This is a genomic window from Enterobacter sp. WCHEn090032 (assembly GCF_003986875.1).
In the GTDB taxonomy this organism is placed as follows: Bacteria; Pseudomonadota; Gammaproteobacteria; order Enterobacterales; family Enterobacteriaceae; genus Enterobacter; species Enterobacter sichuanensis.
The window spans coordinates 14,555-36,695 of record NZ_RXRN01000027.1 but is presented as its reverse complement, the minus strand read 5'-3'; the positions used below and the strand labels follow the sequence as shown (position 1 = coordinate 36,695).

Here is a 22,141-nt window from a genome sequence, read left to right as displayed (position 1 = left end):
GGCGAGGGGACAGCATTCATTCAGTCGATTATTTGTAGATAACCGCAGTACCGCTCAGCTTGTTATTGGTGTTCGCGGAAGTGATGCTGTATCCGCTTGCACCGGCAGCTGCCGCTTTCTCAGCCAGTTTGGCTTCCAGACCGTCCAGCGTGGTCGCGCCTTCTGCACTCACCACACCGATTTTATTCATGTTTTGCGCCTGAGCTGGAGAAACAGGTTCTGCAGCGAATGCACCAAAAGACAGAGCAGACAGGGCAACAGCAGCAACAGCATATTTGATGGTTTTCATAATTAATCTCTCGCAGGTTATTCTGTTAAGGGGACGATGTTCCGTCGATGTGATAAGTATCACGCTTTTTTCCGACAGATAAAATCGAAGAGAATTGACGTGGTTGCTCAAAAAAATTGAATGACAAATAACTTATTGAATATTAATAAATTCAGAAGAGGGATTTACATTTCTTGTCGCTGCGCTTTACAGAGGCGTGATGAAGGGCACATTTTGCTACGCGGCGGGCAAAAAATCGTGAGCGTAAAGGAACGCACTTTCGGGGTTTACTTAGGTAAAGGAAAGTCAACGTAACTGGCTGTCTTTCGATCCTCTGCGATTATATCCCGAATGAGGTGAATTTTTCGAATCTTTATTCTGCTGACATGAGATGCATAACCGCACACCGGGAATGGCTTTACGCCGCGCCTCCGGGATGGGCTCTCCACATTCTTCACATTCCGTTAAGCTCTCACCGCGCGGAATTTCGCCGCGAGCGCGGGCAACGGCATCTTCAATTGTACTGTTGATCTGTTCGTTAACGGCGTCGTCATTCGCCCATCCGGAAGCCATGGCATTCTCCTCACGCAGGGGGTATCTGAGTTATATGGGGTCAAAAAATGTGCAATCAAGACAGGGGATGAGAACTGCACCTGTCGGCCAGATGCAGTGATTCTCAGAAGGGGAGACTATTTATAGATGGTTGCTGTGCCATACATGTGGTTATCGCCACCGGCGGAGTTTACCACGAAGCCTTTCGCACCTTCCTCGCGGGCTTTTTCAGCCAGTTTATTTTGCAGATCGTCAAGGTTGCTGGCACGGCTTACCGACACGGTGCCCGCAGGGCGGAGCTGGCTGGTATCGGTACTTTGGGTCAGTGACTGAACGGCCATGGCAGAAAATGACGCGGTGGCCAGAACACCGGCAACAACGACAAGGGTCAGATATTTTTTCATAATCACATCCTCAGGGGAAACAACAGGTGATTCCCTTTAAGTTTAGAAGCCGGACGAGTGTGATTAGGCGCAAATATTTGATGATGATCTGCTTATTTTTTGAACGATGTTAATTGACAATTCGCTGACAGATCATAGACATAAAGGTGTTTGATTTATGGCGTTTTTTTAAGCGCAGAAGAGAAAGATTTACCGTTGGGCCAGCAAAGGGTATCTTACGCCGCTGTTTAAAGGAGAATGCCATGACTTCCCAAAAGCCGGGATTGCACCCGCGAAATCGCCATCGCAGCCGCTACGACATGAAGGCCTTATGCCTGAGCTGCCCGCCGCTGCAGGATTACCTTGTTCAGACCCCAGCAGGTGAACCGTCGGTTAACTTTGCTGACCCGCAGGCGGTTAAAATGCTGAACAAAGCCCTGCTGGCGCATTTTTACGGTGTGGCGCACTGGGATATTCCGGAAGGCTTTCTCTGTCCGCCTGTACCAGGCCGCGCGGATTATGTGCACCATCTTGCCGATCTCCTCGCAGACGATCGTGACGGCGTGGTACCCCAGAACGCTTCCGTGCTCGATATTGGTACCGGCGCGAACCTGATTTATCCGCTGATCGGCGCGCATGAGTATCACTGGCGCTTCACCGGAAGCGAAATCGGTGCTGAGGCCTTCGCCAGCGCCCAGGCCATTATCAGCGCTAACCCGGGATTAAGCCGTGCTATTCGCCTGCGTCGTCAGAAAGACGCTGCCTCTATTTTCAACGGCATTATCCATAAAAATGAAAGCTACGACGCGACGATGTGCAATCCCCCGTTCCATGATTCAGCCGCCGCCGCCCGCGCGGGCAGCGAGCGCAAGCGCCGCAATCTCGGTCAGGCGGAAGACGCTGCGCTGAACTTTGGCGGCCAGCAGCAGGAGCTGTGGTGTGAAGGGGGCGAAGTCGCGTTCATCCTGCGCATGATCGCAGAAAGCAAGCAGTTTGCCCGTCAGGTGAAGTGGTTCACAACGCTGGTTTCCCGGGGAGATAACCTGCCGCCACTGTACCGCGCGCTGACCGAAGCCGGTGCCGTCAAAGTGGTGAAAAAAGAGATGGCGCAGGGCCAGAAACAGAGCCGCTTTATCGCCTGGTCGTTTATGGACGATAACAAACGTCGCAAATAACACGCTGTCGTAGGCCGGGTCAGGCGAAGCCGCCACCCGGCTCGGTTACAGCGTCGGCTCCTGCGGAGGGAGCGGTGAGGCGGGCGGCGACAAGACCTGATACGTCTGCACCGGCATCCTTACATTTGCCAGATCGAAGTGTTTCTTCACCATGCTGTCGAGGGCAAAGCGCACCGTCCACTGCTTCAGCGGCTGGGTGGTAAAGGAGACGCGAAGGGTAAATGCCGTATTCGTCAGCCCGACAATGCCGGCAAATGATGGCTCGCCAATCACCAGCCCGCGAATATCCTCCATCTGCATCAGCTCTTCTACCGCATCTTTCAGCGCCTGCTTCGCTTTGTCTGCATCCTCATGACGATCCACATCGTAGTTCGCCACGACGGAACCAATCCCGCGCACAAAGTTGGCGAAGGTAGTGATCGAAGACCAGGGAATAATATGGTACGCCCCGGTGTCCTGACGCACGCCGACAGATCGGATGGACATGCGCTCCACCGTGCCGGTGAGCGGCCCAATCGTCACCAGATCGCCGGTATTCATCCCGTTCTCAAACTGGATAAAGATGCCGGTAATAATATCCTTCACCAGCGTCTGTGACCCGAAGGAGATAGCCAGCCCCAGCGCACCGGCACCGGCCAGCAGCGGGGCGATATTCACGCCAATCTCGGACAGCACAATCATGATGGTGATGGTACTGATAATCACCGCCAGCGCATTGCGGAACAGCGTCAGCAACGTGCGGGCACGCGCGCTGGGCAGCGGCCTGCCGTGAATGTCAGAGACCAGACGGTTCTCTATCAGGCTTGCCAGCAGCGTCCAGCCGACGGCAGAGAAGAACAGGATCAGCGCGATACGAATTAAAATATCGACGGTCTTTTCCCCGGCGCCGTTATGCAGCCAGTTCCAGAAATCGAACAGCCCCCAGGCGTTGAGCAGCAGCATAATCGCCACGCAGACGGTCAGGATGCGCGCGACCTTGAGCGAGACTGACATCCAGCCGTTCACCCGTTTTTGCAGTTCCGGGTAATTGCGCTGCACCTGCGGTGAGAGGGTGATGGTTTTTGATATCCAGCGGGATAACAGGCCCGACACAAACGCCGCGATGCCGATAATGGCCAGGCTTTTGAATGTGGCACCCATCATAAATTTCAGGCTGTTACCCGGGTCGAACAGCGAAAAGAAGCACAGCACAATGAAATAGGCGCTGGCCAGCCAGTGCCACACGAGGGCGAAGGCGCGAATAAAGAGGCTAAAGAACGAGAGGGAGCGATCGGCCAGATGCAGCAGACTCTCGGTGATGGTCTTTTTATTATGAAAGATAAGGTACAGCGACCAGACGGTAATGCACAGCATGATCACCACGTTTGCCAGCGCGCCAAACTGGACGTTCACCTGGTTCGAGATGATCGGCACGGCCACCAGCAGACCATAACCAATTAACCCGCTGAGCACGCTCAGACGCAGCGCCCAGTATTTCGCGCTCTCATCCCGTATGGAAAAAGGACGCAGTTCCGGCACGTGGGGGCAAAACAGTAGCCGCAGCAGTGCCTTGAAGAACTCAATCAGGGCAAAGGCATTGAGGAACAGTGATTGCTGGAAGGCGATGGTTTTGTTGCCCGCATTCAGCCTGTCGGCCAGCATCTGGCCTAAAAACAGCGTCAGCGCCAGCAACAGTAAATCGATGATAAACGCTGACGCGATCATCAACGGCAGGTGGAGCCAGCTGCTTCTCTGCTGATTTTTCCTGCGACCCCATTGCCCCATTTTGCGGTACAGCGGCCACGCGCTCAGGCGCACCAGCCAGTAAAAAAGAAATACTGCGCCCGCCAGCATCAGGAACTGCGTGGCGGCGACGGTAAACGTTTGTGGGTTAAAGGGCTTATGCGGTGAGCCAATCAGATTACGATAGAGCTGGGCAAAGCGTGAGGAGAGGGCTTCGCCATAGTGGCGGCTGACGTCGGTGACGTTTTCCAGCACCGTTTTTTGCTCCTCCACCTGCGGAGGGATGATGTCAGGGACTGGCTCCTGCGACGGCGTGGCGGCGACTTTTCGCAGCTGGCTGATGAGCTCCTGGCGGGAAGCATCGTTCTCCAGGACGTCGGCAAGGGCGCTGTAGGCGGCTTTTTTCTGTTCGACATCGGGTTCAGGTGGCGGCGTATTTTCCTTCGTCGCGGTCGTTCCGGTGGTGACGCCGGGGATCGCAACGGCGAACGATGGCGCACTAAACAGGCTTATCAACAGCAACAGGATCCACGGCACGGCGTCCTCCGGTGAAAATGTCGAACAAAATGATAAGTATAGAAGTCGGGACGCAGAGGAGGATTTTTGAGAACAATCTGGCGTAAAAAAGCCGGGCATGCCCGGCTCAGCGTAACGCGGTGGATCAGGAGACGTGCTGCAGGAACTCCTGCAAACGCGGGCTTGGCGGGTTCGCGATTAATTCCTGCGGGTTACCGTCTTCCGCGATACGGCCTTTATCAATAAAGATCAGACGGGAAGCCACTTTCTCCGCAAAGCCGATTTCGTGGGTCACGATAACCATCGTCATCCCTTCTTCGGCCAGATCCTGCATGACCTTCAGCACTTCATGGCGCAGTTCCGGGTCAAGCGCTGAGGTTGGCTCATCAAACAGCATCATTTTCGGTTTAACCGCCAGCGCGCGGGCAATCGCCACACGCTGCTGTTGGCCGCCGGAGAGCTCAGAAGGGTAGTGGTGCGCACGCTCTGCCAGACCCACTTTCGCCAGCAGATCTTTTGCCAGCGCTTCGGCCGCCGCTTTGTTGGCGCCGCGCACGCGCAGCGGGCCAAACATCACGTTTTCCAGCGCCGTCAGATGCGGGAACAGGTAGAATTGCTGGAACACCATGCCCGCTTCCTGACGAATCAGACGGTCATCCACTTTCGGGTCATTCACCTTCAGACCATCGACGATCAGATCGCCGCTGGTGATCTCTTCCAGCTTGTTGATGCAGCGCAGCAGGGTCGATTTACCGGAGCCTGACGGCCCGATAATCACCACCACTTCACCCTGTTTGATGCTCAGATCGATATTGTGCAGCACCTGGGTTGGGCCAAAGTGCTTGGAAACGTTTTTAAATTCAATCACAGGATTTTCATCCTTCTTTCAAGACGACGCAGAACGAAGCTCAGAACCAGAGTAATGATCAGGTAGACAACGGCTACCGCACTCCAGATTTCCAGCGCACGGAAGTTGCCAGCGATGATCTCCTGGCCCTGACGGGTCAGCTCAGCCACGCCGATAACAATGAACAGCGACGTATCTTTAATGCTGATGATCCACTGGTTACCGAGCGGCGGCAGCATGCGGCGCAGCGCCAGCGGCAGAATAACGTGACGGATCGTTTCGCGACGAGAAAGACCTAACGCCAGACCGGCTTCACTGAAACCTTTATGAATCGACAGCACAGCACCGCGGGTGATTTCCGCAATGTAGGCGCCTGAGTTGATCATAATGGTGACGACGGCGGCGCTAAACGGGTCGATGCGCAGGTCGGTGAACGCCATCGGCAGGGCGAAGTAAATGAACATGACCTGCACGACAATGGGCGTGCCGCGGATCACTTCGATGAATACCAGTGCGATGTGGTTTGCAATCCAGCCGCCGTAGGTGCGGGCGAAACCGGCGACAAGACCGATAATCAACCCACCAACCAGACCCAGGACTGAAATCCACAGGGTCATTTTAGCGCCTTCAAGCAAGAGTGGAATGGCAGGCCAGATGGCGCTCCAGTCAAACTGCATGATAATTTCCTGTTACTGTTACCGTGTTTCAAAAATATCAGGGGCGAAAGGTCGCCCCCGAGTGAACGTCATTTTTACGTCTTATTATTTAGGCTCGGTACCGAACCATTTTTTGTAGATTTCGTTATAAGTACCGTTCTCTTTCAGCGTTTTCAGCGCGCCGTTAACTTTGGTGCGCAGCTCGTCGCTGCCTTTCGGGAAGGCGATACCGTACTGCTGTGCTTCCAGTGACTCGCCCACCGCTTTGAACTTGCCGTTGCCCGCCGTTTTGATGAAGTACAGGATGTTAGGCGTGTCGTGCAGAACCGCGTCAGCACGGTTGGTGCCGAGTTCCATGTAGGCGTTATCGATGTTCGGGAACTGACGCAGGTCTTTGGTTTTGATATTCGCTTTGGCGTAATCAACAGAACCGGTGCCACTCTTCACTGCAACCACTTTGCCGTCGAGATCTTTCACGCTTTTTACGTCGTTATTATCGGCTTTGACCATCACCAACAGGCCGCTTTTGTAGTAGCCGTCAGAGAAGTCGATCGCTTTTTTACGCTCATCAGTGATGGTGATACCCGCCAGCGCCAGATCTACGTTTTTGGTTTGCAGTGCCGGGATAATGCCGCTGAAGTCCATTGGCTTCAGGGTGTAATCCAGCTTGAGTTCTTTTGCGACAGCGGCCCACAGATCCACATCAAAACCAACGTATTTATCACCCTGTTTGAATTCAAACGGAACGAACGCCGTGTCGGTCGCCACAACCAGTTTGTCGGCAGCCTGAGAGGACACCGCAAAAGCCAGGGTAAGTGCAGCCAGTGAAACTTTTAATACAGACTTCATAGCATTTCCTTTTATATCCACGGGGCGATCCCCTGCGAGAACACGTGGCACAATGAAAAAATCGTGCCAACTTTACAAGCTATTGTTTTGTAAAGGGGATGATGTCATGCATTGCACAATAAACGTGGCAATGGCGTTCTGTTGCACCAAAGTGGAGCACTGTTTTGGTGCGTCTGGTTTGGTGCAACTGACGGGGAGACATTTAGCGGAAATTCTGACGAAAAAACAATCTTTCGTTAACGGTTGTGTGAGGTGATTATTACAATTTCTTCACTTTTGCACGGTCTCAGGCAAAAAGTGTGCACCATAGATGTGCAAAACCCTCGCCAGTGGGCGAGGGCTTAATAGATAATTCGTATGAATTATTCGATGTTAGATTCGATAAACCACAAGAATTGATCCAGGTCGCGGGAGGCAGCAGTGAAGATGTCTGCGGTATCTTCGTCTTTCGCCTGGCTGATGGCTTTACGCACATCGTTTGCCACGATGGCATAACGGTCCGCCAGCTCTTTCAGATGCTCCTGAACGGTATGGATATCCAGCGGATAGCTTTTCAGTGGCGTTTTGCTGTTGATCACCTGCGTGGTACCCAGCGCCACACCGCCCAGCTGCACAGCACGTTCGGCCATGGTATCGAGGTGGGTCACCAGTGCTGTGCGGAAGCCATCCAGCATTTCATGAACGGCAATAAAGTTTGCACCGCGCATATTCCAGTGGGCCTGTTTGGTGATCAGCGAAAGATCGATGAACTGGATCACCTGGCGATTGAGCAACTCAATCGTTGCTTTTTTGTCGCTGTCCGATACATCGTTACGGGTATAAAGCAGATTAGACGCTTTCGTTTTCACCAGTTTAGCGGTACTCATAATCTCATATCCTCTTGATGTTTATGTCCCAGGTAATTACGGAACTAAGTATAGCACCGGATTTTTTCCCTGCGGTCTGGCTGTGCCTATTGGTTTAATAGCAAGAAGTGCGTTGTATTTTTAATTCACTGATAAATAAAGAGGATTCTTGAATTGATGCAGATCAATCTTAATTCTGTTTACCGCTTTGGGTACGAGGAGAATATGTCTTCTTTGTGACAAAGCATGTCAGCAAATATAAGGATTTTCTCCCTGGCATTTATTCTGCATGACAATGAAGCCATGCAGAATATACGTCATTAGCTAAGGTCTACTTTCTGAACTTTTGACTCGGGACGCATGGTGAGCGTCGAGCCCATAGAGGCCGCAATAATGGAGCACAGTGCCAGCGTCTGGGTAAAGGTCAGGGTTTCACCGAGGAAGATCATCCCGGAGATAGCGGCAAGCGCGGGCTCCATGCTCATCAGCGTACCAAAGATGCGTGTGGGCAGGCGGGTGAGGGCAATCATCTCCAGCGAATAGGGCAGCGCGGTCGAGAGGACGGCGACAGCGAGCCCAACCGGCATCACTGACCATTGCCAGATAGACTCCGTGGCCTGCGCCATGCCGAGCGGCACAAAGATGATGGCCGCTATTAATGACCCCAGCGCGACGGTCGCCGGCCCATGCTCTTCCCCGGCACGTTGACCCGTAAGGATATAGACCGCCCAGCAGGCACCCGCACCCAGCGCCAGCGCGGCCCCCGTCAGGTCAATCTCTGAGACGTTCTGGCCCAGCGGTAACAGGAACCATAATCCCAGAACGGCTAATATCACCCAGATAAAGTCAACAGGCCGACGGGACGCGAAAAGCGCTACTGCCAGCGGGCCGGTAAATTCCAGCGCGACGGCAATGCCCAGAGGAATGGTCTGGATAGAGAGATAGAACATATAGTTCATTGCCCCCAACGCCAGCCCGTAGAAAAGCAGCGGAAGTCGCTGCGCTTTCTGGACACGCAGCCGCCAGGGTTTAAAGATGACCACGAGGATCAGGGTGCCTAATGCGATACGCAGCGCCGTCACGCCCGGCGCGCCCACCAGCGGGAAGAGTGATTTCGCGAGTGATGCGCCGCTCTGAATGGACAACATCGCAATCAGTATTACAGCAACCGGCATCCAGACCGACGACCTGCGGGATAACCCTGGCATCCTTTCTCCTGTCATGTTTTGTCAAAAAGGGTAAAAGCCGCAGTGTAATTGAAATATGGCGCAACGGTTGAGCTACTGTTGAAAAAAAACCAGGGAAAATCCGTAAAATAGATAAGCACTGCTGGTTTTATCGCCTGTCAGATTAGGAATAATCTGGATGAATGTAACGGCATTGACGCGCACTATTGGCGTTTTGCAGCAGAAATCCTTTGTGATTTGAATAAGATAACTGTCGATGGAAACGTTCTGTTACAGGAAAGGCTTCGTTAGACATCACGAATCACAAAGAGTTTCGCAAATTTTTTTGATATATTTAAAACTTACGGACTTACTTGAAGCACATTTGAGGTGGTTATGAAAAAAATTGCATGTCTTTCAGCACTGGCCGCTGTACTGGCTGTTTCCGCAGGTACCGCTGTAGCTGCTACTTCTACTGTAACTGGTGGTTACGCTCAGAGCGATATGCAGGGCGTGATGAACAAAGCTAACGGTTTCAACCTGAAGTATCGTTACGAGCAGGATAACAACCCACTGGGCGTGATCGGTTCTTTCACCTACACCGAGAAAGATCGTTCTGAAAACGGCGCATACAACAAAGGTCAATACTACGGTATCACCGCAGGTCCAGCTTACCGTCTGAATGACTGGGCAAGCATCTACGGTGTTGTTGGTGTTGGCTACGGTAAATTCCAGCAGACCGAAAACGAAGGTCTGAACCGCACTGCAAGCAACAGCGACTATGGCTTCTCCTATGGCGCAGGCCTGCAGTTCAACCCAATCCAGGACGTTGCTCTGGACTTCTCCTATGAGCAGAGCCGTATCCGCAACGTTGACGTTGGCACCTGGATCGCGGGCGTAGGTTACCGCTTCTAATCACTTCGGTGATTAAATAAAAAATCCGCCCACTGTGGCGGATTTTTTTTTGCAAGGTAAAAGCAAAACGGCAACCATGGGTTGCCGTTTTTACTGTTTTTTCCCTCTCCCCGTGGGAGAGGGCCAGGGTGAGGGCATCAGGCTGCTACTTACTCTTAATATCAAAAATATCCGTACCCAGATGGTTGTAGTCAACTTTCTGTAACTTGAAGTTGGTAACGTACACTGGGGGCGCTTTCTTGTTTGAGACAAACGGGTAAGCATTTTTTATCTGTTCGGCAGTAATCCCCGTCCACTGCGAGAAGAACTGCAGGAAGTCATTTGCCGAACGACGCGCTTTAATGATGCGGTGCGTTTTATCATCACTCGACAGCACCATAAACGGTACCTGGAAGTTCTGCTGGAACTTGTCGTCGTGCGCCAGATACTGCACCTCTTTCCCGCGCTCTTTAAACGCCAGCCCGTGATCCGAGAAATAGACCATGGAGAAGCTATCGCCCGTATTGCGTAACTGCTCGTACAGCTTGCTGAGCAGGTCGTCGGTTTGCGTCATGGTGTAGAGATAGCACGAGGTCTCTTTGGACTGCACAAACTCCGCGTACTTCCCGCCAGTACGATCGCACGCCTGCGGGTGTGACCCCATCAGGTGCAGGACAATCAGCTGAGGCTGCGTGCGCTGGGTGGCAAAGACCTGCGCCGTCATCTTAAGCAAGGCTTCGTCTTTGGTGTTTTTATCGGCTTCAAAATCACCGTTTTTCAGGAACTGCACTTCATCAGCCCGTTTGGCGATGCTGGCGATGGCGGTATCGTATTCGCCAATTTGCCCCTGATTGGAGAACCACCACGTCTGAAAACCTGCGCGGTTTGCCAGAGTGACGAAATTATCCTGATACTGGGGTTTACCATCTACCACCCGGTTAAGAGTCAGGCCGAGCGATTTCTGCGTCGAGCCGCTGGCCGCGACATAATCGGTAAACAGGGTCCCCTTGACCGAATCAGCAAACGGGGTGTTATTCCAGTGCCCGCCAAACGCCCCCATGGCATCGCGACGCGCGCTTTCACCAATCACCACCACATAAGTGTGATATTTCGGCTTCACCGCCAGCACGTTCCAGGTGTCTTTCATATTGGAAAGCTCAGCCATACGCGCCTGTTCGTCGAGCACCTCTTTATTGTTCACCACCACATCTTTCACGAAGCGGAAAACCGGATAGCCGATGTTGGTGAGCCTTAGCTTGCCGTCCCAGGGAATATTCTGGATGGGGGCGACAAACGCCACGGCAACGCTGAACACCAGACAGAGTACTTCGATCTTACCCCAGGATCTTTTCTCGTCAGACTGACGACGAATGGCGATAACGCCCAACGCGAAGATAAAGAGCCCGACCACGTAGCTGTACCACGGGAAGATCGTCAGGATCTCCGTCGACTCTTCCATGTTGGTCGAGTGCAGCGCCAGCAGGGTATTAAAGTTTGGCGAGCCGTACGCCTGACCAAACGGAAAATAGAGCGCAGCAACCAGCGAACACATGCCGATTAACGCTTTTTGCGCACGTGGTGCGGTTCGCCACAGCAGGTGCAGAATGCAGGTAAAAGCCACTGCGTAGAGCAGACTAAAAGGATAACCGAGTGCAAAGTTAATCAGTAATGACTGCAAAAAGTAAAATCCCGTCCACGGGCTTAAGGCCCGGCTGCGGGTCACAACGGTATCTATCAGGGTTAAATTCATAGGTCACTATCATGGATGAAAACGCCATGTGCTCACCCTGGCGTCAAGGGTCATAACCTGCCTGACAGTGCGTGGAGAGGGAATGAGGGTCCGCTTCAGCGAGCCGCAAATTGTGCAGGGCTGCAAGAAGATAGTGCGAGCGCTAAATAATATCAACAGTTGCTAAGCAGATGTTTTGCGAAGGGGATTGCAAATCCGTAAAAAAGATCGGGAATAGGGCGGCTAAAAGCCAGTTTACAGCGAGAGTGTGACGGGAAAATGACGCGGCGTACCGCAACGCCGCTTAGTGGGAAGGTTTGTCGTCCTGATGCGGTTTGTTGTTAAACATATCGCACAGCATGTTCAACAGCATTAAGCGCACTTTAAAAGGAGAGTGGGTAAACACGGTCATACACCTCTTGAATTCGTTCATAAGACCTCCTGATTTTTGATCCCTTCGATCCGTGAAGGGTGACTGCATTACATACAGATATAGCACAGGCTATATTGTATAGCTATGGCTATTTCGTTAATTTTTTGTGCTTGCAGAGCTATGGTTTACAATGTGCGCTCTCGATACCGGGCGCTGGAAGCGTCACCCCACTGAGGAAGTACAATGAACCGTCGCGCAGGTAAGCCAGCAATGAGGAAAACGACGCAACTGGTGAATGTTGAAGAACATGTCGAAGGTTTTCGCCAGGTCCGTGAAGCGCACCGGCGTGAACTGATTGATGATTATGTTGAACTCATTTCCGATCTGATCCGTGAGGTTGGGGAAGCGCGCCAGGTCGATATGGCCGCCAGGCTGGGGGTGTCGCAACCAACCGTTGCGAAGATGTTAAAACGGCTGGCTTCTGTGGGGTTGATCGAAATGATCCCCTGGCGCGGGGTTTTCCTGACGCCGGAAGGGGAGAAACTTGCGCAGGAGAGCCGCGAGCGCCATCAGCTTGTCGAGAATTTTTTACTGGTACTGGGCGTCAGCCCGGAGATTGCCCGCCGGGATGCGGAAGGTATGGAACACCACGTCAGCGAAGAGACGCTGGTGAAGTTTCGCGAATTTACCCTTAAATATGGTCCCTCCGCTGAATGAAAATCCCTGGACTGCAGGCCCTGGCACGCGATCGCTTCTTTCATCTGTTATTGATCACTGGCGCAGGGTTAAGCCTCTTTGTGCCGTTTGCGCCGCACGCCTGGCCTGCTGCGATTGACTGGCGCACCATTATTACCCTGAGCGGCTTAATGATGCTCACCAAAGGGGTTGAGCTGAGCGGCTATTTTGACGTGCTGGGACGTAAAATGGTGCGCCGCTTTGCCACCGAGCGCAGGCTGTCCCTGTTTATGGTCTTCTCCGCCGCGGTACTGTCGACGTTTCTGACCAACGACGTGGCGCTGTTTATTATCGTGCCCCTCACGCTCACCCTGCGTAAGCTGTGCGAGATCCCGGTTAGCCGGCTGATCATCTTTGAAGCGCTGGCCGTCAACGCGGGTTCGCTGTTAACGCCTGTCGGCAACCCACAGAATATCCTTCTCTGGGGACGTTCCGGGCTGTCGTTCGCCGCATTCACCTGGCAGATGGCGCCGCTGGCGCTGGTGATGATGGCGTCGCTGCTGGCGGTCTGCTGGTTTGCGTTTCCGGATAAAAAACTGCAATACCACAGCGGTACAACCGGCCCGCAATGGCAGCCTCGTCTGGTCTGGAGTTGCCTTGGGCTATACATCGTCTTCCTGTTCGCGCTGGAGCTGAAGTATGAGCTGGCGGGCGTGCTGCTCGTGGCGGCGGGGTTTGTCGTGCTGGCGCGTCGCGTGCTGGTGAGCGTGGACTGGACGCTGCTGCTGGTCTTTATGGTGATGTTTATTGATGTGCATCTGCTCATCCAGCTTCCGGCGCTGCAAAACGTGCTGCACAGCGTCAGTACGCTGTCTCAGCCGGGACTGTGGCTGACGGCGATTGGCCTGTCGCAGGTTATCAGCAACGTGCCTTCCACCATTCTGCTGCTCAACTACGTTCCGCCGGACACGCTGCTGGCCTGGGCCGTTAACATTGGCGGGTTTGGGCTGCTGCCTGGATCGCTTGCCAATCTGATTGCCCTGCGGATGGCGAACGATCGCCGTATCTGGTGGCGCTTCCATCTCTGGTCGCTTCCGATGCTGATCTGGGCCGCGACGATCGGTTTCGGAATATTCCTTCTCATATAGTGCGCAATTTGTCAGTTTTTCCTGGCAAACGTATAGCAACGTCCTAGCTTTAGTGAACGGCATAGTGTGATGCCGCTCACTGACAGGACTGTTGCTGACCTATGGCTGAAGATCAAAATCCGCCTGCTGACGAGCAGGACAAAAACAATAATGAGCGTAAGCGTCCGGGCAAAAAACCGTTAATCATCCTCGGCATTGTCGTGGTGATCATGGTCGTTGTGGCGCTGGTCTGGTGGTTTTTAACCCGTAACGAAGAGACAACCGACGACGCCTTCACCGACGGCGACGTGGTGACGATTGCCCCCAAAACGGCAGGCTATGTCACCGAGCTGCGCGTGCGCGATAACCAGCGCGTGAAAAAGGGCGATCTGCTGGTGGTTATCGATCCGCGGGATACCACCGCACAGCGCGATCAGGCTCAGGCCCAGCTTGGGCTGGCTATCGCGCAGCTGCATCAGGCCCAGGCGCAGCTGGCGCTCTCCAGAGTGCAGTATCCCGCCCAGCGTGATGAGGCCAGAGCGCAGGTGCTGAAAGCGCAGGCCGATCTGGCGAACGCGCAGGCAGAGTATCGCCGCCAGCGCGGCGTCGACCCGCGTGCGACCACCCAGCAAAGTATTGATTCCGCGAATGCGCAGCTGCGCAGCGCCCAGGCGGGTCTGGCCAGCGCCCAGGCGCAGCTGGAAGTGGCAGAGCAGGTACAGCTGCAAATCCGCCAGCAGGAAACCAACGTTGAAGCGCGCGAGCGTCAGGTCGAGCAGGCTAAAGCGCAGCTGGAAACGGCAAACCTGAACCTCTCCTATACCGAAGTCCGCGCCCCGTTCGACGGGTTTGTCACCAAACGCAACGTGCAGCCCGGTACGCTGGTGCAGGCGGGGACGGCACTGTTCTCACTGGTTTCCCCAAATGTGTGGGTCGTAGCGAACTTCAAAGAGTCGCAGCTTGAGCGGATGAAGCCGGGTGATAAGGTCACCGTCTCCGTGGATGCATGGCCGGATATGGAACTTGAGGGGCATGTCGACAGTATCCAACAGGGGAGCGGCTCGCGTTTCTCCGCCTTCCCGGCAGAAAATGCCACCGGTAACTTTGTCAAAATTGTGCAGCGCGTGCCGGTGAAAATCGTGATTGATAAGGGGCTCGATCCGAACAAACCGCTGCCGCTGGGGCTGTCGGTGGCTCCGAAGGTGACGGTGGAATGACGGATCACAGCCACGACAACTGGAAACCCGCCAGTAATCCGTGGGCGGTGGCGATTGTCGTCACCCTGGCGGTGTTTATGGAGATCCTCGACACCACCATCGTCAACGTGGCGCTGCCCCACGTGGCGGGGTCGCTCTCCTCCAGCTACGACGAATCCACCTGGGTGTTAACCAGCTATCTGGTCGCGAACGGCATTGTGCTGCCCATCTCGGCGTTTCTGAGCCGGGTGTTTGGTCGTAAGCAGTTCTTCCTGATCTGCATCGTGATGTTTACGGTCTGTTCGTTCCTGTGCGGGATTGCCACCGAGCTGTGGCAGATCATTCTGTTTCGCGTGATGCAGGGCTTCTTTGGCGGCGGCCTGCAGCCTACCCAGCAGTCGGTACTGCTCGACTACTTCAAGCCCGAGGATCGGGGCAAAGCGTTTGGGCTCTCGTCCATTGCGATTATCGTTGCTCCGGTACTCGGCCCGACGCTGGGGGGCTGGATCACGGATAACTACTCCTGGCGCTGGGTCTTCTTTATCAATATCCCGGTGGGGATTGTCACGGTACTGGCGATCTACCAGCTGCTGGAAGATCCGCCCTGGGAGAGCAAATCGAAAGAGAAACTGACCATCGACTGGACGGGGATCGGCCTGATCGCGCTCGGCCTCGGCTGCCTGCAGGTGATGCTCGACAGGGGCGAAGACGAGGACTGGTTCTACTCCCACTTTATTCGCACCTTCGCGGTGTTGACCCTGATCGGCATTATCGGCGCCATTTACTGGCTGATGTATGCCAAAAAACCGGTGGTGGATCTGCACTGCATGAAGGACCGCAACTTCGCCGTCTCAAGCCTGTTGATGGCGGGGATGGCGATGATCCTCTACGGTAGCTCGGTGGTGATCCCGCAGCTGGCGCAGCAGGATTTGGGCTACACCGCCACCTGGTCCGGGCTGGTGCTGTCCCCTGGCGCGGTGTTGATTGTGTTGACCATCCCGCTGGTGCTTAAGCTAATGCCGGTGGTGCAGACGCGCTGGATTATTGCCTTTGGCTTTACCTGTCTGGCGGTGTCGTTCTTCTGGTCTCGCACGCTCACTCCGGATATCGACTTCGAAACGCTGGTGCTGTTCCGCAGCGCCCAGTCGCTGGGGCTGGGGTTCCTGTTTGTTCCGCTGACCACCATTGCCTTTATTTCGATCCCACGACGGCTGAACGCCGATGCGGCGGCGCTGTTTACCATGTTCCGTAACGTTGCGGGCTCGGTTGGGATCTCGCTGTCGACGGCGGCCATCACCGAACGCTCACAGGCGCACAGCGCGCATCTGGCGTACCACGCCTCGCCGTTTAACGAGCAGTTCCAGCAGGCGATACGCGAGAGCGCCCAGGCGATCCAGAATTTCACCACCCAGGTGGGGGATCCCACCGGGATTGCCACCGGACGCCTGTACCAGACCATGATTGAGCAGTCGCGCTTCCTGGCCTACATCGATGTCTTCACCCTTCTGAGCGCGGTGGCCTTGTTACTGATTCCGTTTTGTTTGTTGCTCTCGCCGGTTAAGAGCGAGGGGAGTGCAGGAGCACACTGATGATACACAGACGTTTACACCCCCTGATGATAATGATGCTGCTGGCCGGCTGCGCCGTCGGGCCGGATTATCAGCCGCCCGCGCCGCCTGCCGTGACGCACTGGAACGATAAAGGCGACAGCGCGGTGAAATCGCAAACCACCTCCGCCGCGACCAACCCGCGCTGGTGGAAAACCTTCGGCTCCCCGCAGCTCGACAGCCTGGTTGAACGCGCCATCGCCGGAAACCTGACGCTGCAGCAAACGGTGCTGCGCATCGCGGGAGCGCGTGAACAGATTAACCAGGCGGGCGGGGCGTTTTACCCGTCAGTGAACGGTAATCTGCAGGCGACGCGCCAGCAGCTCGGGCTGGAAGGGGAGCTGAAATCCCACGGCGTGTATGACCAGCTGGATAATGTCGATCCTGAGCTGCGGGGCGCGTTAGGACCGCTGACGCAGCCGATCAACCTCTATCAGGGCAGCTTCGACGCCCAGTGGGAAATCGACCTGTGGGGCAAGGTGCGCAGGCAGGTCGAGGCGGCGCAAGCGCAGCAGAAGGCGGCTATTGAACAGCGTAACGACGCGCTGGTGTCGCTGGAAGCGGAAGTGGCCCGCGCATGGCTGCAGCTGCGCGGGGCGCAGAGCATTATCGCCACCCTGAACACGCAGATTAAAAGCGCGCAACAGACGCTGGATCTCACCGAAAGCCGCCAGCGCGGCGGGCTGTCACCGCAGATGGATGTCGAAAACGCCCGGGCGCAGCTGGGCAATCTTGAAGCACAGCTGCCGCAGTATCAGGCGCAGGAGCGCCAGGCGATGAACGGTCTGGCGATCCTGCTTGGTAAGCCGCCGGGCGCGCTGGATGCAGAACTACAATCCGCGCAGCCGATGCCGGCCCTGCCGGATATCGTACAAACGGGCATTCCGTCGACGCTGGCGCGACGCCGCCCGGACGTGCGTGAAGCGGAAGCGAATCTTCATGCCGCCACGGCGCAAATCGGCGTCTCGGTGGCCCAGCTGTTCCCGAGCTTTACCCTTTCCGGGCAGTTTGGCCTGCGAAACAGCGAAACCAACTGGCTGACCGACTGGAGCAGCCATTTCTACAGTTTTGGTCCGCAGGTGTCGATTCCCATCTTCCAGGGCGGACGGCTGGTCTCCAGCGTGAAACTGGCGCGCGCGCAGCAGGGGGCGGCGGTGCTGGACTATCGCCAGACGGTGCTGACCGCGCTCGGGGATGTGGAGAATGCGCTGGTGAGCTACCGTACCGATCAGCAGCGTGAAGCGGGCCTGGCGAAAACCATCGACGCGCTGCAAAACGCCTTTGACCTGGCGAGCGACAGCTACCGGCAGGGGATCGCCAGCTTTATCGACGTGCTGGACGCCCAGCGACAGCTGGCGCAGGCCCAGCAGCAGCGCGCCCAGGCGCAGGTGCAAAGCGCCCTTGACCTGGTGGCGCTCTACAAGGCGCTCGGCGGCGGCTGGGAGCCGTATCAGCAGGTGCAATTACCGGACTACACCGTCTTTGGCGATGCCCCGCGCGGATAAATTTTCAGAGGATTGGGCAAGAAACGGACAGGAACGCCACATTCGCGATGGCTGAGAGGAGGGTATAACTATCGGGTACCCAATCGACATGCGAGGAATGACATATGCGTTATCAAAAACTGGGCAACACCGGTCTGTTTGTTTCTGAACTCTGCCTCGGCACCATGACGTTTGGCGGTGAAGGCGGCATGTGGGGCAAGATTGGCCAGCTGCAGCAAAATGAGGCCGAGCAGTTGGTGGGCCGCGCGCTGGATGCCGGGATCAACTTTATCGACACCGCGGACGTTTACTCGGAAGGGCGCTCGGAGGCGATCACCGGCCAGGCGCTGAAAAACCTGAAAATCCCGCGCGAAAACGTAGTGGTGGCTACCAAAGTATTCGGCGAAACGGGGACGGCAGGGGTGAACTCGCGCGGCAGCTCGCGCTACCACATTATCAGCAGCGTGAAGGAGAGCCTGCGCCGTCTGCAGCTCGATCATATCGATCTCTACCAGCTTCACGGTTTCGACCCGGCCACGCCGATTGAAGAGACGCTGTACGCGCTGGATAACCTGGTGCAGCACGGCCACGTGCGCTACATCGGCGTCTCGAACTGGGCGGCATGGCAGATTGCCAAAGCGCTCGGTATTTCTGAACGTCTCGGCCTTGCGCGTTTCGCATCGCTCCAGGCGTATTACACCATCGCCGGACGCGATCTGGAGCGCGAGCTGGTGCCGATGATGCAGAGCGAAGGCGTCGGGCTGATGGTCTGGAGCCCGCTGGCGGGTGGCCTGCTGAGCGGAAAATATGGCCGCGACGGGCAAAGTGAAGCCGGGGGTCGTCGTCTGGAGTTCGACTTCCCGCCGGTGAATAAAGATCGCGCCTTCGACTGCGTGGACGTGATGCGCACTATCGCCGAAAGCAAGGGTGTCTCCGTCGCGCAAATCGCACTGGCGTGGCTGCTGCATCAAAAAGCCGTCACCAGTGTGATCATTGGTGCCAAACGCGTCGAACAGCTGGATGACAACATTGCCGCCACCGGGATCCGCTTAAGCGAAGACGAGCTTAAACAGCTTGATGCGGTCAGCGCGCTGCCGCGGGAATATCCCGGCTGGATGCTGGAGCGGCAGGGGGAATATCGCCGTAATCAGCTCGCACAACAATAACCTTCCTTTCCCCGGTAGGCGCTTCGCTTACCGGGGCTTTTTTCCCGCCTTGCTCACAAAAAACGATCCTCCTCTTTGATCGCTTTTACCTCTTCGTCTATATGACTAGTCATGAAATTTAAATGACTAGTCATATAGGGAGAAACCATGAACAATCAGCTGCCAGCCAACTTTTTATGGGGCAACTCGGTATCCAGCATGCAGACGGAAGGGGCATGGAATGAGGGCGGAAAGGGAATGTCGGTCTACGACATTCGAGAAGCCGGGGAGAACATCTCTGACTGGAAGGTGGCGACCGACTCCTACCACCGCTACCGGGAAGATTTCGACCTGATGCAGGATCTGGGGATGAACTGCTACCGCTTCCAGATCTCCTGGAGCCGGGTCTGCCCGCAGGGGGACGGTGCGTTCAACGACGAGGGTATTGCCTTCTACGACCGCTTTATCAACGACCTGATCGCTCGCGGTATTGAGCCGATGATCTGCCTCTACCACTTCGATATGCCGCTGGCGCTGGCGCAGGAATACAACGGCTTCAATGACCGCCGGGTAATGGACGCCTTTATCCGCTACGGTAAAAAGATGATCGACTGCTTCGGCGACCGGGTGAAGTACTGGCTGACCTTCAACGAGCAGAACATCTTCCATATGCCGGAAGCGTTTCGCATTTCCGGCTACATGAAAGGGGAAAAAAACCTGCGCGAGCTGTACGAACTGCAGCACCATACGATGGTGGCGCACATGGCGCTGACCGAGTATCTGCACCAGACCAAACCGGGCCAGCTGATGGGCGGCATGCTGGCGCACCAGCTGATCTACCCGGCCACCTGCAAACCGCGCGATATCTTCTGCGCCCAGCAGTACGACGAATTCCTCAATCAGAACCTGCTGCGTGTTTTTGCCGGTCAGGGCTACAGCCCGGCGGTCATGGCGGTGGTGGAGCAGGAAGGGTTTGGCGATCTCTACCGCGCCGAGGATTTAGCGCTACTGGCGCGCACCAAAAACGACTTTATGGCCTTCAGCTATTACGCCAGTAAAACGCTGGACAGCGATGCGATCCCGGAGGGCACGCCGGTCAACTATTACCTGCTGCACGGCGAGAAAAATAACCCGTACCTGAAAGCCACCGAGTGGAACTGGCAGATCGACCCGCTCGGTTTTCGCACCATCATTACCCGCTACGCCAACGACTGGCGCATGCCGGTGTTCCCGATTGAAAACGGCATTGGCGTGATTGAGTCCTGGGATGGCGTCAACCCCATCGAGGATACCTACCGCATCGACTATCACCGGGCGCATATTGAGGCGATGAAAGCCGCGATATTTGAGGATGGTGCAGAGGTGATGGGCTACCTCGGCTGGGGTTTGATCGACATTCTCAGCTCCCAGGGCGATATGCGTAAGCGCTACGGGGTGGTCTATGTCAACCGTGAAAACCACGACCTGAAAGACCTGAAACGCGTGCCGAAAAAGAGCTACGCGTGGTTAAAACAGGTTATCCATACCAACGGACGCGAGATGTAAGCCGTACGCTGCCGGGCCGTTTTTGTGACTGATTGATGGGAACTATCCGCTATGTCTGAAACAAAAATCACACCGCATATGCAGTCCTTTGTCGATAAATTTGTTGAGTTCTCGGCGCGCCTGGCAAACCAGGTGCACCTGCGCTCCCTGCGCGACGCCTTCGCCACGGTGATGCCGATTTTCATCCTCGCCGGACTGGCGGTGCTGGTGAACAACGTGGTGTTTCCGTGGATCCTGGAAGGCGACACGCTTACCCACTTTAAAGTGTGGGGCGAGGCGATCATCAACGGCACGCTGAACATCGCCGCGCTGCTGCTGGCGCCGATGATTGCCTGGTCGCTGGCACGCAACAAGGATTTCGACAATCCGGTCTCGGCAGTGGTTATCGCCGTCAGCAGCTTTATCATCATGATGCCGATGCGCTTACAGATCACGCCCGTCGGCAGTGAGACCACGGTAAACGTCACCCAGGTGTTGACCTTCGCCAATATCGGCTCGACCGGGATTTTCGCTGGCGTGTTGATTGGTCTGCTGTCGACGGAGCTGTTTATCGCTATCTCGCGGCTGAAGGCGTTGCACATTTCGCTTGGGGAAAACGTGCCGCCGGCGGTGAGCAAATCCTTTACCGCGCTGATCCCGACCATCCTGACGCTCTCGCTGTTTGCTATCCTGGCAGCCCTGCTGGCAAACGTGCTGCACACGGATCTGATTCATCTGATCACCACCTTTATCCAGCAGCCGCTGCGGCTCATCAACACCAGCCTGCCGGGAACGATTTTCATCTACAGCTTTGGTAATTTTCTGTTTACGCTGGGGATCCATCAGTCGGTGGTGAACAGCGTGGTGCTTGAACCGTTCCTGCTGATCAACACCAATGAGAACATGCTGGCCTTCGCCAACGGTCAGCCGATCCCGCACATCATCAACAACATCTTCGTGCCGACGTTTGGCATGGTGGGCGGAACCGGCAGCACGATCTCGCTGCTGATCGCCATCTTTATCTTCTCGCGGCAACAGTCGGCGAAGCAGGTGGCGCGTCTGTCGCTGGCGCCGGGTCTGTTCAATATCAACGAGCCGGTGATTTTTGGGCTGCCGATTGTCTTTAACCTGCCGCTGATGATCCCGTTTGTGCTGTTGCCCGCCATCGGCATCTATTTTGCCTGGCTCTGTACGACCCTGGGGTTGATGTCGCGCTGCGTGGTGATGATCCCCTGGACGACACCGCCGATCCTGAGCGCCTGGCTGGCGACGGCGGGGGACTGGCGGGCGGTGGTGGTGCAGTTGGCAATCATCGTATTTGGTGTATTCTTCTACCTGCCTTTCCTCAAGATTGCCGAGAGAGTGGCGTTAAAAAACAGCGGGATAGAAACTAACTGAAAGGAAGGAC

Annotated in this window: 21 protein-coding genes; 10 read left to right on the top strand and 11 right to left on the bottom strand. The window is 55.5% G+C overall.

Features of this window, described 5'->3' with window-relative positions:
* Positions 1-28 precede the first annotated feature (28 nt).
* The 3 genes from ybiJ to mcbA all read right to left on the bottom strand — a co-directional run bounded on the left by ybiJ (position 29) and on the right by mcbA (position 1,224).
* Positions 29-289, bottom strand: coding sequence for a DUF1471 family protein YbiJ (gene ybiJ, locus EKN83_RS18955; RefSeq protein ID WP_025757265.1), 261 nt, complete (start codon positions 287-289; stop codon positions 29-31).
* 285 nt (positions 290-574) lie between these two features.
* A complete protein-coding gene (locus tag EKN83_RS18950) occupies positions 575-841 on the bottom strand; it encodes a DksA/TraR family C4-type zinc finger protein (protein WP_025757266.1) in 267 nt (88 codons plus the stop codon).
* 116 nt (positions 842-957) lie between these two features.
* Complete coding sequence (gene mcbA / locus EKN83_RS18945) at positions 958-1,224, bottom strand: DUF1471 family periplasmic protein McbA (RefSeq protein ID WP_025757267.1); 267 nt, start codon at positions 1,222-1,224, stop codon at positions 958-960.
* 242 nt (positions 1,225-1,466) lie between these two features.
* On the opposite strand from mcbA, the gene rlmF reads away from it, so the two are divergent.
* On the top strand, positions 1,467-2,378 hold the full coding sequence (rlmF, locus tag EKN83_RS18940; RefSeq protein WP_025757268.1) for a 23S rRNA (adenine(1618)-N(6))-methyltransferase RlmF: 912 nt from the start codon (positions 1,467-1,469) through the stop codon (positions 2,376-2,378).
* 45 nt (positions 2,379-2,423) lie between these two features.
* Here rlmF and ybiO read toward each other — a convergent pair whose 3' ends face one another.
* The 6 genes from ybiO to rhtA form a co-directional block, all read right to left on the bottom strand.
* Positions 2,424-4,637: a mechanosensitive channel protein gene (gene ybiO, locus EKN83_RS18935; RefSeq protein WP_126801470.1), complete on the bottom strand. Its 2,214-nt coding sequence runs from the start codon at positions 4,635-4,637 to the stop codon at positions 2,424-2,426.
* Between the two features lie 124 nt (positions 4,638-4,761).
* The gene (glnQ, locus tag EKN83_RS18930; protein WP_025757270.1) at positions 4,762-5,484 is read right to left on the bottom strand and encodes a glutamine ABC transporter ATP-binding protein GlnQ; all 723 of its coding nucleotides are present in this window, start codon (positions 5,482-5,484) and stop codon (positions 4,762-4,764) included.
* The gene (gene glnP, locus EKN83_RS18925) at positions 5,481-6,140 is read right to left on the bottom strand and encodes a glutamine ABC transporter permease GlnP (protein ID WP_003858462.1); all 660 of its coding nucleotides are present in this window, start codon (positions 6,138-6,140) and stop codon (positions 5,481-5,483) included. Before glnP ends, glnQ begins: the two co-directional genes overlap by 4 nt.
* A gap of 84 nt (positions 6,141-6,224) precedes the next feature.
* Positions 6,225-6,968, bottom strand: a complete 744-nt coding sequence (gene glnH / locus EKN83_RS18920) for a glutamine ABC transporter substrate-binding protein GlnH (protein WP_025757271.1) — start codon at positions 6,966-6,968, stop codon at positions 6,225-6,227.
* 362 nt (positions 6,969-7,330) lie between these two features.
* On the bottom strand, positions 7,331-7,834 hold the full coding sequence (gene dps / locus EKN83_RS18915) for a DNA starvation/stationary phase protection protein Dps (protein ID WP_025757272.1): 504 nt from the start codon (positions 7,832-7,834) through the stop codon (positions 7,331-7,333).
* A gap of 299 nt (positions 7,835-8,133) precedes the next feature.
* On the bottom strand, positions 8,134-9,021 hold the full coding sequence (gene rhtA / locus EKN83_RS18910) for a threonine/homoserine exporter RhtA (protein WP_025757273.1): 888 nt from the start codon (positions 9,019-9,021) through the stop codon (positions 8,134-8,136).
* Between the two features lie 354 nt (positions 9,022-9,375).
* Here rhtA and ompX point away from each other — a divergent pair, with 354 nt between their 5' ends.
* Positions 9,376-9,894 carry an outer membrane protein OmpX gene (gene ompX, locus EKN83_RS18900; RefSeq protein WP_025757274.1) on the top strand — a complete coding sequence of 173 codons (519 nt, stop codon included), beginning with the start codon at positions 9,376-9,378 and terminating at the stop codon, positions 9,892-9,894.
* A gap of 145 nt (positions 9,895-10,039) precedes the next feature.
* Here the strand turns inward: ompX and EKN83_RS18895 are convergent, their stop codons facing one another.
* Together EKN83_RS18895 and mntS are read right to left on the bottom strand one after the other, a co-directional pair.
* Positions 10,040-11,623, bottom strand: a complete 1,584-nt coding sequence (locus EKN83_RS18895) for a phosphoethanolamine transferase (protein WP_126801469.1) — start codon at positions 11,621-11,623, stop codon at positions 10,040-10,042.
* 283 nt (positions 11,624-11,906) lie between these two features.
* On the bottom strand, positions 11,907-12,035 hold the full coding sequence (mntS, locus tag EKN83_RS18890; RefSeq protein ID WP_014831181.1) for a manganase accumulation protein MntS: 129 nt from the start codon (positions 12,033-12,035) through the stop codon (positions 11,907-11,909).
* Positions 12,036-12,218: 183 nt separating this feature from the next.
* Between mntS and mntR the strand changes: the two genes are divergently transcribed.
* The 8 genes from mntR (at position 12,219) to EKN83_RS18850 (ending at position 22,131) form a co-directional block, all read left to right on the top strand.
* Positions 12,219-12,692 (top strand): manganese-binding transcriptional regulator MntR, encoded by a 474-nt coding sequence (mntR, locus tag EKN83_RS18885; protein WP_025757276.1) that lies wholly within the window; start codon positions 12,219-12,221, stop codon positions 12,690-12,692.
* Positions 12,689-13,798, top strand: a complete 1,110-nt coding sequence (locus EKN83_RS18880) for an anion transporter (protein ID WP_126801468.1) — start codon at positions 12,689-12,691, stop codon at positions 13,796-13,798. Before mntR ends, EKN83_RS18880 begins: the two co-directional genes overlap by 4 nt.
* A gap of 101 nt (positions 13,799-13,899) precedes the next feature.
* On the top strand, positions 13,900-14,994 hold the full coding sequence (locus tag EKN83_RS18875; RefSeq protein WP_025757278.1) for an HlyD family secretion protein: 1,095 nt from the start codon (positions 13,900-13,902) through the stop codon (positions 14,992-14,994).
* Positions 14,991-16,562 (top strand): DHA2 family efflux MFS transporter permease subunit, encoded by a 1,572-nt coding sequence (locus tag EKN83_RS18870; RefSeq protein ID WP_045285466.1) that lies wholly within the window; start codon positions 14,991-14,993, stop codon positions 16,560-16,562. The genes EKN83_RS18875 and EKN83_RS18870 overlap by 4 nt, the downstream gene beginning before the upstream one ends.
* On the top strand, positions 16,562-18,085 hold the full coding sequence (locus EKN83_RS18865) for an efflux transporter outer membrane subunit (protein WP_047958087.1): 1,524 nt from the start codon (positions 16,562-16,564) through the stop codon (positions 18,083-18,085). Before EKN83_RS18870 ends, EKN83_RS18865 begins: the two co-directional genes overlap by 1 nt.
* A 104-nt stretch (positions 18,086-18,189) precedes the next feature.
* A complete protein-coding gene (locus EKN83_RS18860; RefSeq protein ID WP_095450000.1) occupies positions 18,190-19,230 on the top strand; it encodes an aldo/keto reductase in 1,041 nt (346 codons plus the stop codon).
* A gap of 147 nt (positions 19,231-19,377) precedes the next feature.
* A complete protein-coding gene (locus tag EKN83_RS18855; protein WP_025757282.1) occupies positions 19,378-20,754 on the top strand; it encodes a glycoside hydrolase family 1 protein in 1,377 nt (458 codons plus the stop codon).
* Between the two features lie 51 nt (positions 20,755-20,805).
* Positions 20,806-22,131, top strand: coding sequence for a PTS sugar transporter subunit IIC (locus tag EKN83_RS18850; RefSeq protein ID WP_126801467.1), 1,326 nt, complete (start codon positions 20,806-20,808; stop codon positions 22,129-22,131).
* The last annotated feature ends 10 nt before the right edge of the window (positions 22,132-22,141 follow it).